This is a genomic window from Acinetobacter sp. T63 (assembly GCF_053852345.1).
Window position 1 is genome coordinate 402,257 of record NZ_CM132659.1, and the last position, 13,850, is coordinate 416,106.

At 46.7% G+C, this 13,850-nt stretch carries 10 protein-coding genes and 3 tRNA genes; 2 read left to right on the plus strand and 11 right to left on the minus strand.

Annotated elements, in window-relative coordinates; translation table 11 throughout:
* Positions 1-158: 158 nt before the first annotated feature.
* From ACVLR6_RS01875 to glyQ, 5 genes are all read right to left on the minus strand, one after another.
* The gene (locus ACVLR6_RS01875) at positions 159-548 is read right to left on the minus strand and encodes a hypothetical protein (protein ID WP_005181941.1); all 390 of its coding nucleotides are present in this window, start codon (positions 546-548) and stop codon (positions 159-161) included.
* A 108-nt stretch (positions 549-656) separates the two neighbouring features.
* Complete coding sequence (locus tag ACVLR6_RS01880) at positions 657-1,046, minus strand: hypothetical protein (RefSeq protein WP_005181943.1); 390 nt, start codon at positions 1,044-1,046, stop codon at positions 657-659.
* Between the two features lie 4 nt (positions 1,047-1,050).
* Positions 1,051-1,644, minus strand: a complete 594-nt coding sequence (locus tag ACVLR6_RS01885) for a DUF6036 family nucleotidyltransferase (RefSeq protein ID WP_034598129.1) — start codon at positions 1,642-1,644, stop codon at positions 1,051-1,053.
* Between the two features lie 2 nt (positions 1,645-1,646).
* A complete protein-coding gene (gene glyS, locus ACVLR6_RS01890) occupies positions 1,647-3,716 on the minus strand; it encodes a glycine--tRNA ligase subunit beta (RefSeq protein ID WP_455995749.1) in 2,070 nt (689 codons plus the stop codon).
* Positions 3,716-4,705 carry a glycine--tRNA ligase subunit alpha gene (gene glyQ / locus ACVLR6_RS01895; RefSeq protein ID WP_005181950.1) on the minus strand — a complete coding sequence of 330 codons (990 nt, stop codon included), beginning with the start codon at positions 4,703-4,705 and terminating at the stop codon, positions 3,716-3,718. The genes glyS and glyQ overlap by 1 nt, the downstream gene beginning before the upstream one ends.
* 480 nt (positions 4,706-5,185) lie before the next feature.
* On the opposite strand from glyQ, the gene ACVLR6_RS01900 reads away from it, so the two are divergent.
* Positions 5,186-6,316, plus strand: coding sequence for an HPP family protein (locus ACVLR6_RS01900; protein WP_455995751.1), 1,131 nt, complete (start codon positions 5,186-5,188; stop codon positions 6,314-6,316).
* 68 nt (positions 6,317-6,384) lie between these two features.
* On the opposite strand, the gene ACVLR6_RS01905 is transcribed toward ACVLR6_RS01900, so the two are convergent.
* A complete protein-coding gene (locus tag ACVLR6_RS01905) occupies positions 6,385-6,651 on the minus strand; it encodes a PspC domain-containing protein (protein ID WP_005181954.1) in 267 nt (88 codons plus the stop codon).
* Between the two features lie 288 nt (positions 6,652-6,939).
* Here ACVLR6_RS01905 and ACVLR6_RS01910 point away from each other — a divergent pair, with 288 nt between their 5' ends.
* Positions 6,940-7,536 (plus strand): hypothetical protein, encoded by a 597-nt coding sequence (locus ACVLR6_RS01910; RefSeq protein ID WP_228721974.1) that lies wholly within the window; start codon positions 6,940-6,942, stop codon positions 7,534-7,536.
* 125 nt (positions 7,537-7,661) lie between these two features.
* Here the strand turns inward: ACVLR6_RS01910 and ACVLR6_RS01915 are convergent.
* The 5 genes from ACVLR6_RS01915 to ACVLR6_RS01935 all read right to left on the minus strand — a co-directional run bounded on the left by ACVLR6_RS01915 (position 7,662) and on the right by ACVLR6_RS01935 (position 13,527).
* A tRNA-Lys gene (locus ACVLR6_RS01915) sits at positions 7,662-7,737 on the minus strand.
* Positions 7,738-7,811: 74 nt separating this feature from the next.
* A tRNA-Lys gene (locus ACVLR6_RS01920) sits at positions 7,812-7,887 on the minus strand.
* Positions 7,888-7,907: 20 nt separating this feature from the next.
* Positions 7,908-7,983: transfer RNA gene (locus tag ACVLR6_RS01925), tRNA-Lys, on the minus strand.
* A 130-nt stretch (positions 7,984-8,113) separates the two neighbouring features.
* Positions 8,114-9,955 carry a long-chain-acyl-CoA synthetase gene (locus ACVLR6_RS01930; protein ID WP_168384441.1) on the minus strand — a complete coding sequence of 614 codons (1,842 nt, stop codon included), beginning with the start codon at positions 9,953-9,955 and terminating at the stop codon, positions 8,114-8,116.
* Positions 9,956-10,125: 170 nt separating this feature from the next.
* A complete protein-coding gene (locus ACVLR6_RS01935) occupies positions 10,126-13,527 on the minus strand; it encodes an Rne/Rng family ribonuclease (protein WP_455995752.1) in 3,402 nt (1,133 codons plus the stop codon).
* Between the last annotated feature and the right edge of the window lie 323 nt (positions 13,528-13,850).

A 13,850-nucleotide genomic window follows, 5' to 3' on the forward strand; every position in this document is an offset into this window, starting at 1 on the left:
TTTTTGTACACCGGGGATTGGCTGCGAAGTCTTATACCAGTTGGTATAGCAGATATAATTTGAATGATGAAAAATCTATTTATTTTTCGGGTTATTTTTATTTTTTCTAGGAAATGTGGAAAAGCACCATACCTTTTGCAGGCATGATGCTTGAATTTTTAGTTACATTGCGCCAGGGCATCTTTATGGAAATGATCGCGCAGGGTCAGGAAGTTTTTCTGTACCGTGGCATCATGCAGGTCAAAATTATGGGCGGTGCTGGTGCCATCTTGGGCAAAGGTAGCTGAACCGGCTGAAATGAGGGTGTTGCCTTTAAATGCCCATTGTTCAATTGAGCGGCCGGCTTTGAGCTGCCCTCTAAATTCAATCACGCATTTATCAATAAACTTGGTCAGTTTGGCCGAGTTATGCGTGGTGTCTGGATAGACCTCAAGATTTTGGACTTCTTGTAATACCCCCGCTTGTAGTTGTGGAATGACTGGCGCAGAGGTACATGCACCCAGAGAAAGGCAAGTTAGACCAGATAAAATTAAAGTTTTAAGTTTCATAAGCTTCTTTCTTGTTGAGTGTTTTCAGTTTGAGTATAGGGAATATGGAAGGAAAAGCCTATAGGTATGACCTATAGAATAGTAGTACTTAAGAGAAGGAGGAGAGAATTAACTGTAAAGTGAGTAGTGGCGTGTTTGTAAGGTCAGTAATTGAGGTTTTAAATGATTTAAATCTTCATTGAGGCCTACACGTTTTGCCAGAGGGTCAACTAATCTTCTTGTATCATGAGTGCTCGGCAATGGAACGACATTCAAGGCTTGGGAGAGTGCTTTAAGTTGTTGGCGTCTAGAAACACTTGAGCATGAGTATCTGCGGAATTTTTCTAATAGAAAAAACAGTCGGCGCTTTTCTAAGGGGTTTAAACTGGAACTCACAGCAGGTAGTAGTTCTGAATATAATAATGCTTCAGCAACGGGTTTAACCTGCTCGAATGTTGCAGAATTCAATGGCTGCTTTAACAGTGCTTTTAAAGCATGCTCAAATTCCAACTGATTCATGGTGTCAATCTCCCAGGTCTGAAAGAAGCGAAATCATATATTGAATATTAGAATCTAATTGCTCAGGTGTAACGTAATAGTCTTTAGCATTATTTGCTATTTCTTTGAACTGCTCAAGCGAAAACTTGTTTCTTGCATATAACGCTTGAATATCTTCGATGTCTCTGTCAGATAAGCGTGCCAATTTAGAAACAGCCAAATCTACGCCAGATACGAGATAGACCTCTACGATACTTTCAGCGGTTAAGGGGATAACTCGTTCCCTGTAATCAGGATCGATGGAGGCAAGGCTGGTATTAAATCCACTGTCAAATTCTAAATTTGTTTCAAGATTATTATGATCCAGATATTCAATATCATTATTTTCTAGAAATAAGAAAATATCTTCTTTTTTTAATTGGCTGATCGATTGGATTTCAGCATCAATATCATTGCTACCTCGAGCATTGGTGTGGATGTGAAACGCACAGCCACCAAAAATAAATGCCTTAACGGCACCATGAGGAAGATATTGATGATTCATTGAAATCCAATCCTCAAGCTCTTGAAAGAGCTTGAGGATTGCAAGGGTGATAGGTGAGTCGTTATAAATACTCATCTTTAGTGTTGAAGCACCGAAATATCCGCCACTTTGGTAAATAAGGCGCGAAGCTGAGCAAGCAAGCGTAAACGGTTTGTTTTTAATTCAGCATCGTCAGCCATCACCATTACACCGTCAAAGAATGCATCAACAGGCGCACGAAGTGCAGCAAGTGCAGAGAGCGCAGCAGTGTAGTCTTTAGCAGCAAATAATGGCTCAACCATTGGTGTGATTTTCGCAAGTTCAGCGAACAATGCTTTTTCAGCATCTTCAACCAAGTTTGCTTCAACCACTTCGCCAGCTGGTGCCGCTTCTTTGGCAAGAATATTGGCAACACGTTTGTTCGCAGCAGCAAGGGCAGCAGCTTCAGGCAATGCACGGAAGTGATTTACCGCATTGACACGTTTGTCAAAATCAAGTGGTGATTTTGGTGACAACGCTTGAACCGCTTGAATCACGTCAACAGCAACGCCTTGGTCTTCGTATTTGGCACGGTAACGACCTTCTAAGAATGCAGCTGCATCGTTTAAAGTCTTGTCGTGATCTTTGAGTACATCGCCATACGCAGCTAAAGCAAGTTTGATCAGATCTTCGATCGATACATCAAGCTCGTTTTCAGTCACTAGACGTAAGATACCAATCGCAGAACGACGCAGTGCAAACGGGTCTTTCGAACCTGTCGGCGCCTGACCAATACCGAAAATACCGGTGAGCGTATCTAAGCGGTCTGCAAGCGCAATGGTTGTACCTGTTTTGGTTTTCGGTAAAACATCACCTGCAAATTTAGGCAAGTACTGCTCGCCAAGTGCTTCAGCCACTTCATCATTTTCGCCTTCAAGACGTGCATAGTAAGTTCCCGCGATGCCTTGAAGTTCTGGGAATTCACCCACAAGCTCAGAGGTTAAGTCACATTTTGCCAGCAGGGCAGCTTTTTCAGCGTCAGCCGCATTTGCACCTGTAATTGGCGCAAGCGCAACAGCAAGTTTGGCAATACGTTCAGATTTGTTCCAAAGCGTACCCAATTCTGCCTGGAAGACCATGTTTGCCAATTTCTCTTTACGAGAAGCAAGCGGTTGTTTTTGGTCTTGCAGGAAGAAGAATTCAGCATCCGACAAACGTGGACGAACGACTTTCTCGTTACCTTCAATAATTTGTGACGGATCTTTCGACTCGATGTTTGACACCGTAATGAAGTACGGTTGCAGTTTATTATCGCTATTCACCAGGCAGAAGTACTTTTGGTTGTCCTGCATGGTCGTAATAAGCGCTTCTTGAGGAACAGCAAGGAAGCGTTCTTCAAAGCTGGCACGTAGTGCAACAGGCCATTCAACCAGTGCAGTGACTTCGTCACGAAGATCCGCAGGCACAATCGCAATGGCATTCACTTCATCAGCAAGTGCTTTCACTTGTTGATCAATAATCGCTTGACGCTCTTCAAATGATGCAACCACATAAGCGCTACGAAGTGCATCTAAGTACGCATCTGCATTGGCCAGCGTAATCGCTTCAGGTGCATGGAAACGGTGACCATACGTCACGTTACTAGCTTTATGATCTTGAATGGTTGCATCAACCACATCGTTGTCTTTCAGCAACACCACCCATTTTACCGGACGAACGAATTCAGTACGGCTGGCTGCAGAACGCATGCGTTTCGCAATTGGCAGGTTGTCCAAAGCATTTTGTAAAATTTGCGGTAACAGCGCATCAAGGCTTTGACCTTTGACATCTTTTAAGTAACACACTTTTTCAACTTTACCTGCTTGGAAAGTCGATACTTGATCAACCGTAATGCCTTGACCACGCATAAAGCCTTCTAAAGCTTTGGTTGGATTGCCTTCAGCATCAAACGCTGCTTGTTTTGCAGGGCCGTCAAAACGTTTTTGAGTGTCGGCTTGCGCGCCATCTACATTGACAATTTTAAGTGCCAAACGACGTGGTGCAGCATAAGCTTCAATTGAATCGAAAGCCAGACCTGCATCTTTTAAGCCTTTAACCGTTTCAGCCTGTAACGCATCACGTAATTTTTTCAGGCTTTTTGGTGGGAGTTCTTCACAGCCAAGTTCAAATAAAACAGTATGTTTAGACATTATTTGCTCTCCGCTGATTTTTCTGCTTGCGCGGCTTCCGCCTCAACCTGTGCTTTTAACTGTGCCAGAACTTCATCACGTAAATGCGGTTCTGCCATTGGGAAACCAAGCTCTGCACGTGCGGCCACGTAGCTTTGTGCAATGGCACGCGCCAATGTACGAACACGTAAAATATAACGCTGACGCTCAGTCACAGAAATCGCACCACGCGCATCAAGCAGGTTAAAGCTGTGTGATGCTTTCACCACTTGCTCATAGGCAGGAAGTGGCAGTTTCGCTTCCATCAAACGAGAGGCTTCTGCTTCGTAAAAGTCGAACAGTTCAAACAGTTTGTCGACTGGCGCATATTCGAAGTTATAGGTCGATTGTTCTACTTCGTTTTGATGGAATACATCGCCATAGGTCACCGTACCGAACTGACCTTTGGTCCAAACCAAATCGTAAACTGAGTCGACACCTTGCAGGTACATCGCCAGACGTTCTAAACCGTAAGTGATTTCACCCGTGACCGGATAACATTCAACACCACCGACTTGCTGGAAATAAGTGAATTGCGTGACTTCCATACCATTCAGCCAAACTTCCCAACCTAAGCCCCAAGCACCGAGTGTTGGTGATTCCCAGTTATCTTCGACAAAACGGATGTCGTGAACCAAAGGATCAATCCCGATGGCTTTTAAAGAATCCAGATACAGCTGCTGGATGTTGTCCGGGTTTGGCTTTAATACCACCTGGAACTGGTAGTAGTGTTGCAAACGGTTCGGGTTTTCACCATAACGGCCATCTTTTGGACGACGTGAAGGTTGCACATAAGCGGCATTCCAGGTTTCAGGCCCTAATGCACGTAGGAAAGTTGCAGTGTGGAATGTTCCTGCACCCATTTCCATGTCGTAAGGCTGCAACACGACGCAGCCTTGCTCCGCCCAGTAATTTTGTAAGGCAAGAATTAAGCCTTGGAAAGTATCAATATGCGATATGGCGCGACTCATGGTCATCCACTTAAAATTAGAGAAAAATTGTGCTCAATTATAAGGATTTTGGCGGGAGGTAGCAAAGGTTATCCATACAATGCTGGCGCTTTGATCAGGAAGCGAAGCCTAACCGAAAAATCGCCATGAAAAATCAGTAGAGAAACCGACATTCGGTTGATCTGTCTATCCACAAAAAACGGATTTTGATCTGTAGGATTCGGGGAAAACCCAGCATTGTCATTTCAGTCATTTTTCTCAAAGATTGGTTTCATCTGGTGTATACAGCGCAATCATCTGCGCTGAACGGTGTATACGCAAAAACGATGTTTTTAAAATGAAGGGCTTATCAATTTTTTCTAAAAAGAGGATGATTCAGTGTGCCTATACTGATATACATCTCAACAGAAAAATTCATAATTATAAGATATAGAATGAATACATCTTATAAGCTGCTTCATTTTATAATGGCGGCCGTCGCCAAAATCACAAAGGATTCCCGTGTTTCATCCGCAATCTGAATGGTTAGAAATCTTAAAACCCAATTTCAAATTACTGCCGCTGAAAGAACGTCTGTTGTGCGGATTGGGTGCTTTGCTGGGCTTAAGTTTATCTTCACTGATCAGCTTATGGATTCTGGGCGATATTAATGCCTGGTATATCGCGCCGATGGGTGCGTCGTCAGTATTGCTGTTTGCGGTGCCGGCCAATCCGCTGGCACAGCCGTGGAATATGGTGATTGGCAATACTATTGCCGGCATTATTGGTGTGACTTGTGCGCTGTATATTCCGAATCTGACCGAAGCCTTTAGTGTGGCGGTGGCCTTATCTATTATTTTAATGATGTCGACCGATTCGCTGCATCCACCGAGTGGTGCTGTGGCGATTACCGCAGTATTGGGCGGTGAGGCGGTCAGTGAACTGGGCTATTTATTTATCTTTTATCCGGTGCTGTTAAATTCGCTGTTATTGCTGTTGGTGGCAATGATGTTTAACCGACTGACTGGCAAGCAATATCCACACAAGGCCCAGCTGAACCTGCGTTCGCAAGACCCGACCCCGACCCAGAAAGTCACCATTCAGCCGCAAGATATTCATCATGTGCTGGAGCATCAGACCGAGCTGCTGGACATTAGTGAATATGACTTGCAGAAAATTATTCTGGAAGCGCAATATCAGGCCAATGCGCGTATGCAGGATGAAAACGTGCAGGAATGGCGCTGTGAAGATATCATGACCCATGATGTGATTACCTTGCAGCAGGATGATGATATCCAGCTCGCGCTAGACAAGTTCAAGCAGGTCAATTTAATGAGCTTGCCGGTGGTAAATGCCGAGCAGCAACTGGTCGGTACATTGGCACTGTATGAAGTGGTGGAGTGGTTTAAACATGCTACTGATGTGCGGATGTCATGGCAGCATCAGGTCAAACACATTATGAACCGCAAGGTGGTGACGGTAAAACCACATCAGAGTATTGCCGATCTGGTCCCGTATTTTGTGGAACGTTCGTTTAACTATATTCCAGTGGTGGAACAGCAGCAGCTGGTCGGGATTATTAGCCGCGCCGATATGATTGCCGCCATGAACCAGCGTCTGATCTGGCTACGCAGCAAAACTACGGAAAGTTAAAGCCAGAAAAAAGAAGCTACGGTAATAGGGGGCCACCGTAGCTTTAAACTGTGCAAGAAAAATGAAGATTAACGGTAACTGTTCTGATCTTCATGAATGGTACGTACCGGATTGCGATAGCCATTCACGTGTTCAATTTCAGCTTTCTTTTTCGGCATCACCAGCCACAGTACCAAGTACACCAGAATACCCGGGAAGGCGGCACTCATAATGGATACCAACACAAAAATAATGCGGAGTAAATTTGCATTCCAACCAAAACGTTCAGCAATACCACCCATTACACCTGCAATCATGTTTGAGCGGTTAGAGCGGTATAAACCAACATTGGCCATTGAGGTCTCCTTAAAAAATAAAATGGTGAGTCAATCAACAACTCATAAAATAAAAATGGCGACCTATTTCCGTTTTTAAAGGGTCAATGCGCTATAAATCGTTAATTTATGTAAATAAAATGACACGGTATAAATATTGCGCTTTAAAATCTTGAAACAGGTCTACAAAAACTGTAGATTTGGGTGAAAATTCATGTAATTTCAATAGCTTCGCTGTGTGCCCATCAACCTGATGCAAAGGCATACGGTGGCTATTTTTATTGATACCCGGGAGACACCATATTGGCTGTGCATTGTTCGAAATGGTTATGGGGAATCTGTTGCCTGTCTTTGGCCGCTTGTGACCCGACGTTTAACAGTCAAGAAGGAGAGGAGGCACAGCCGTTTACACCCGTGGCAGACCTGCAGGTGACGGAAGATGTGCCAAGTAAACGCCTGAGTGAAGTGGCTGGCCAACCGGTATTTCCATCTGCAAAAGATGCCGATAAAGCCGTGGTGCCGGAAGCGGCCTTGGCCTATTTCGGCCGGTATCAGGTAAAAATTAGCTGTGAAGATGCCTATGTCAAATGTGAGACCGGTACAGCCGATTTTATTCTGACTTTATTGCCCGATGGCACCGCACATCGTTCCATTGTCTATCTTGGCCGGGTCATGGCCGGTGCACAAATGAACTATCATCTGGATTACTGGATGTATGATGAAACCGCACACCAGATTATTGTGCATCGCAGTAATGGGGTGGAAATTTTTTATGATATTGATGACACGCAGAATCTACGCATGGATTTAGAAAAAATTGCCACAGTATCGACGGTAAATCAGCAGTATTTTTCCCGTAATCCTTTACCGGCACATGCTTATTATCTGGAAAAGTCGGCCGATTAAAAAAGCAGATTGAGCGTTCTTTCATCCACATTAATATTGAGGTTGTAGCGCAGATACGATGCAGCCCAGCATATAAATGTGCAATGCAGAGTAGGGAAGCGAAGATATTTATTTTGGAAGATAAATGGTGGGTCGTCCGCGACTCGAACGCGGGACCAACGGATTAAAAGTCCGCTGCTCTACCAACTGAGCTAACGACCCTGAGGAATAAAAAATAAGCTGCTTATTTTTTAAGATGCAAGAACTGGAGTTTTTGCAGAGTTCCTAAGGAAAGATGGTGGGTCGTCCGCGACTCGAACGCGGGACCAACGGATTAAAAGTCCGCTGCTCTACCAACTGAGCTAACGACCCATCTTAGGCTTTCAAATGAGTGGTGGGTCGTCCGCGACTCGAACGCGGGACCAACGGATTAAAAGTCCGCTGCTCTACCAACTGAGCTAACGACCCATATCATTTGATGGAGCGTATTGTAGCAAGATCTCGTTTGAGCGCAAGTAAAAAATAAAAAAGTTGTCTATGTTTGATTATAAATGAAACAAATTCATGCTAGGGAATCAAAAAATAGACAACTTTGGGCTTAGAAACGGTATTGATAGGTTTGAATCTGCTCGAAAATTTCCGGGGTTAGATCAGTATAAGCCGCTGCACCGGGCAGCAACACCAGCAAACGATCCGTGGTAGCTGCCGGATTAAATGCCTGTTCTTTGAGCTTGTTTTTCTGATATTTAAAAGTGCCGGTGGTTTCAACCTGGGCCTGAATCCGTAAAAATACCGGAACCGCATAGCCGGGCAGGGCCTGTTTAAACTGGCTCACCATCTGCTGCAGGTCATGTTCATCCAGTGTTGCATCGGTATTTAAGGTAATGGCCGCCATTCCGGCACGGCCATTGGTTTCTGGAATTTCTACGCCGTAAACCACCGCTTCGGCAATTTTCTCATAATCACAGAGTATATTTTCCACTTCGGTGGTGGAAACATTCTCACCTTTCCAGCGGAAGGTATCACCCAGGCGGTCAACAAACTGGGCATGACGGAAGCCGATATTTCGTACCAGATCACCGGTATTAAAGTATTGATCGCCACGCTGGAAAACGCCTTTTAAAATCACCGCCTTGTTTTTTTCCGGATCAGTATAGCCATCAAATGGCGAACGGCGGGTAATTTTGCCAATCAATAAACCAACTTCACCTTTTTTGACTTTCTGGCACCAGCCGCGCGCATCCCGGACCGGTTCATTTTTTTCTTTATCGAAAGCCACAATCGCATAAGGGGTTGGAGAAAAACCAACGGTATTGTCAAAGTTAAAGATGTTGCTAAAGCCGACATTGCCTTCACTGGAGGCATACAGCTCCAGAATTTCTTCAATGCCAAAGCGTTGCTTAAACTTGTTCCAGATATTCGGGCGCATGCCGTTCCCAATCATTTTGGTAACACGATGGCCCTGATCCAGCGCGGATGGTGGTGCATCCATCAGGTAGCGGCACAGCTCGCCGACATAACCAATGGCAGAGGCATTAAATTTCTGTACATCTTTCCAGAAGCTGGAGGTGGAATATTTACGTCGAATTGCCAGGGTTGCGCTACCGGCAATTACGCCGCACCAGCACACCACAATACCAGTGGCATGATACAGCGGCAGGGTCACATACATGACATCTTTTGGATTCAGATTCAGTACATGGCCGTAGGTGCCATAGGCCAGGGTCCAGCGGCTATGGGTGAACACCACGGCTTTCGGCAGGCCGGTGGTTCCCGAGGTATAGATATAAAACAGGCCATCTTTGCCCTGGACGGAATGCGTGGTCGGCGGATTGAATTTCGGAAAATGGTCGATCTTTTCGGCCAGATTGTTAAAGCCTTTCGGAGCTTTGCCCGCATCGCGCTGGGTTTCCTGATCGGCAAACCAGTCCAGACGATCTGCCGGCAAATCCAGCGCCTGACGAATCTCCTCTACCGCAGCACGGCATTCTTCGCCAACAATTAGCGCGACCGGTTTGACCAGATTGATGCTATGGGTCAGCACCTTGCCGACCTGTGAGGTGTTTACCAGTGCAATGGTGACGCCAATTTTGGCCAGACCGATGATAGTCGCGATCAGTTCCGGGCGGTTTTCCAGCATTACCGCAATCACATCGCCTTTGCGTGCGCCTTGTGACAGATAATAGTGGGCAATCTGGTTGGCCCATTCATTCAGGGCTTTGTAGCTAAAGCGCTGCTCTTCAAACATTAAAGCCAGACCATGCGGATTACGTTTGACCGCTTTTTCAAAGGCAATGCCCAGACCGGCAGGGGTGGATGGCGTTCGTAAATAGGCTTGACTCAGACCCTGAATAAGATTCGGGACTTTGCCGATAAACTTTGGAATTTTGGCGGCGACATCGGCCAGACCAATAAGATCATGTTGTGTTGTATGGCTCATATGAATCCTATTTATTCTCGACATCCAATCTGTAGTTCTAGCGCATGAATATTGCACTTTAAGGTTTTAATCGTTTCGTTGTAGTGTAATCAACCTAATCTGACAAATTAACAAAAAAAATCCAGCCACCGAAATGACTGGATTTTTTTATTCACCTGCAAAAAAGCAAATTATGACTCAGTTGAGGTGTTGGCTTTCTTTGGTGGACGGCCACGTGGACGACGCGGACGTGCCGGTTTTTCTTTCTCGGCCTTGTCTGCTGCGGCTTCTGGAGCTTCAGCTTCTGCATTTGCCGGTGCTTCGCTGGCATCTGCTGCATCAACTGGCAGTTCAGCCTGTACTGGTTGCGCTGCTTCAGCTTTCGCTGTTTCTTTAGCCGGTGCTTCGGCTGCAGCGCTTTCTTCAGTCGCCGCTTCAGTTTCAGTCGCAGTGGTTTCAGCCGCTGGTGCTGCTTCAGTTGCTGCTGGCTCGGCAGTCGCTTCTACAGGTGCTGCTGTGCTGCTTGCAGCAGTGGCTTCTGTTGCTTCAGCTGCTTGAGCGTCCGCCGCAGTTTCTGCTGGTGCATCGTTAGCGGGTGCTTTTTCTGCTTCGTCGGCATGGGCCTGTTTGGCCTGTTCCAGCGCCTGTTCGGCAGCAAGTTTGGCTAAACGACGACGCTCACGCGGATCATTGGCCACACGTTTGACTGGCGCTGGTGGAGTCAGGTCCAGCACAGGAGCAGGTTCTGCTTCTGGCTCAGCTTTGCTGACTTCAACATCACGGGTCACAGGCTGCTTTTGGCTTTCTGCCGCAGGTGCTTGAGCGACCAGGCTGGCTGCATATTGTTCAGTGAACTTTTGCAGGGCGCGGTTAAAGGTTGGGATTAAACCAAACTGCTCAATCAGTACCGAGCAATCTTCACCATACACATGACGGATCAGGCTGCCTACCGTGTACTGCTGCAAGGCTGGAACCTGAGATGGTGACAGCTTTGGCGGCTGGTTTTGTTGCGCACGACCTTCACGTTGCTGGCGACGACGCTGACGCGGATCGTTGCTGGCGCGTTTCACCGGTTGCGATTTGTGCTCTTCAGCCACAATTGCCGCAGGTGCCACTTCTTCTTTTGGTACTGGTGCTTCTTCTACTGCTTCAGTGCTGGTCGCAACCGGAAGTTCAGCAGTTGCTGCAGGTGCAGCGGCTGCGTTCTGGTTTAGCGCGACAATTTCACTTTGTGCAGCATCAACATTCACCACCAGAGCAGTTGGCATCACGTCCTGACGTGGTGCATCCACCAGGTCCACTTTCAGGCCTTGTGCTTCAGCGGCTGGTGCTGCTGTAGCTGCTGCCGGTGCAGCCGTGTCATTCAGCACGCTGGCATCGCGGTGGCGATTTGGACGCTCTGGACGTTGCTGGTTACGACGGTCACGACGTGGCACAGCATCTTGCTGTTGCGCTTCGTTTTGCGTCTGTTCATTGTTGTTGTGCTGACGGCGGGAGTTGCGTTTGTTTTCACGCGCTTCCTGACGTTGCTCCTGACGTGACAGCTGCACCACTTCTTCGTGTACCTGATGCTGTGCTGGGCTGTTGTCATTCTGGCTGTTTTGCTCGCGCGGCTCTTTGTGCTTGCTGCGCTTTTTGTTGTTGTGACGTGATGATTTTTCTTCACGTTCAGCCGGTTTTTCAGCGTGATCACGCTCATGCTTGGCCACAGTTGATGGGGCAAGATAAGCATTGCTGGTTGCTGCTGCTGGTGCAGCCACAGGCACCGCAGCTGCAATCTGACCGAACTGGCCACGGCTAACTGCGCCATTATTGACCATTTGCTCAATCGCTGCAGCCGCATTGTTGGCGCTACGTGACTGATCAACCGTGTTGGCCTGTTTTTGCACAAACAGGTTTTCTAACCATGCACATGGGCTAGCACTTGGTGCAGCGGCAGCAGGGGCCACTTGTGCAGGCGCAGCGGCTTGAGCTTTGGCTGGACGCTTCTGTTCCTTTTGCGGTGCTGCAGGCGCAGCTGCATGCTGAGCGTGCTGTTCTTCTTCTAAATGCCATTCAGAGGCTTCATAACCCAGTTCCTGTTCGCTTAAGCGGGTGGCTGCTGTGCGTTCATAGCTGGTTGGGGCAAAGCCTTCCGGATTGTAAGAGATTTCGTAATGTGGGGTTTCTAAATGCGGGTGCGGCAATACCGTTACACGTACATTTGAGGTTTGTTCAAGGTAAACCAGGCTGTGACGCTTTTCATTCAATAAGAATGCTGCAATTTCAACCGGTACTTCAACCTGAACTTCACCATGACGCTCACGTAGCGCAATCTCTTCCACTTTACGCATAATCGACAGTGAGAGAGAACGTAAGTCACGTACCATGCCGGTACCATGACAACGTGGGCAAACATAACCGGTCGCTTCTTCTAAAGATGGACGTAAGCGCTGACGGCTCATCTCCATTAAACCAAAGCGTGACAATTGACCAAACTGGATACGCGCGCGGTCGCTTTGCGTTGCTTCACGCAGCTTGGCTTCCACCATACGCTGGTTACGGTCTTTGGTCATGTCGATAAAGTCGATTACTACCAGACCACCGATGTCACGTAAACGTAACTGGCGTGCAATTTCTTCAGCAGCTTCTAGGTTGGTGTTTAGTGCGGTATCTTCAACGTCCTGACCACGAGTTGATTTTGCCGAGTTAATGTCGATTGACACCAATGCTTCGGTTTGGTCAATCACGATTGAACCACCTGAAGGCAGTTTGACTTCGCGTTCATAGGCGGTTTGAATCTGGCTTTCGATACCGAAATGCGCGAACAGTGGTTCATTTAGGGTATAGGTTTTTAACTTGTCGAGCTGACGTGGCATCACCGCTTTTACGAAGTTATAAGCTTCGTTATAGGCCTGTTCTGAGTCAATCAGGATTTCAGCCACATCATCACGCAGGTAGTCACGAATGGCACGCGTGACGACACCGGCTTCCTGATGCACCAGCATTGGCGATGGACCAGAGCTTGAGGTGCTTTGAATTTGCGCCCACAGATCTAGCAGATGCTGTAAATCAAGTTGTAATTCTTCTTGAGAACGACCAATACCGGCAGTACGTACAATCACGCTCATACCGCGTGGCACGTTTAAAGAGGCCAGCATTTCTTTCAGTTCTTCACGCACTGAACCGGAAATCTGACGGCTGATACCACCCCCTTTCGGGTTGTTTGGCATCAGGACTAGGTAACGGCCCGCCAGTGAAATAAAGGTCGACAGGGCAGCACCTTTGTTGCCGCGCTCTTCTTTTTCTACCTGAACCAGCAGTTCGGTGCCTTCAGTAATCAGTTCGCGAATATTTGAAGTTTGACGAGGATCGGCCTTGTAGTAAGAGTTGGCAATTTCGCGCATCGACAGGAAACCTTGACGACCGGCACCATACTCAACAAATACAGCTTCTAAAGATGGCTCTACGCGAGTCACATGACCTTTATAGATATTTGATTTTTTTTGTTCACGGGTACGATTTTCTAAATCAAAATCGTAAAGACGCTGACCAGTGACAAGTGCAACGCGAATTTCTTCAGCATGTGTTGCATTAATCAACATACGTTTCATGGGTGTAACACCTTATAGTGATACACAGCAAAACATCGCTCTATACGTAGCGAGCATCAAACATCACGGATCATGGTTCAGATCTCAAATACAGCGGTCTGAACGTTTCTCTACCGGCCTGATAATCGGGTTTCGGTGGATGATTCACGTATTGATGATGTCAATACGGCTTCAATCTTTAAACGATTAAAGTCACCTGGTCGTTTCACTGGCGGACGAGCGGTACATTGGATGTGAGTAACTTTCACTGTCACATTGCTCAAAGATCATCCCTTCTTTTAGTCGAGTGTCTTGATACGGAATTATCGTCGTATCTTTACAAT

Bases quoted from the DNA above. Each gene is read 5' to 3' on its own strand.
- ACVLR6_RS01875 (WP_005181941.1), bottom strand. From the start codon at position 548: ATGAAACTTAAAACTTTAATTTTATCTGGTCTAACTTGCCTTTCTCTG.
- ACVLR6_RS01880 (WP_005181943.1), bottom strand. From the start codon at position 1,046: ATGAATCAGTTGGAATTTGAGCATGCTTTAAAAGCACTGTTAAAGCAG.
- ACVLR6_RS01885 (WP_034598129.1), bottom strand. From the start codon at position 1,644: ATGAGTATTTATAACGACTCACCTATCACCCTTGCAATCCTCAAGCTC.
- glyS (WP_455995749.1), bottom strand. From the start codon at position 3,716: ATGTCTAAACATACTGTTTTATTTGAACTTGGCTGTGAAGAACTCCCA.
- glyQ (WP_005181950.1), bottom strand. From the start codon at position 4,705: ATGAGTCGCGCCATATCGCATATTGATACTTTCCAAGGCTTAATTCTT.
- ACVLR6_RS01905 (WP_005181954.1), bottom strand. From the start codon at position 6,651: ATGGCCAATGTTGGTTTATACCGCTCTAACCGCTCAAACATGATTGCA.
- ACVLR6_RS01930 (WP_168384441.1), bottom strand. From the start codon at position 9,955: ATGAGCCATACAACACAACATGATCTTATTGGTCTGGCCGATGTCGCC.
- ACVLR6_RS01935 (WP_455995752.1), bottom strand. From the start codon at position 13,527: ATGAAACGTATGTTGATTAATGCAACACATGCTGAAGAAATTCGCGTT.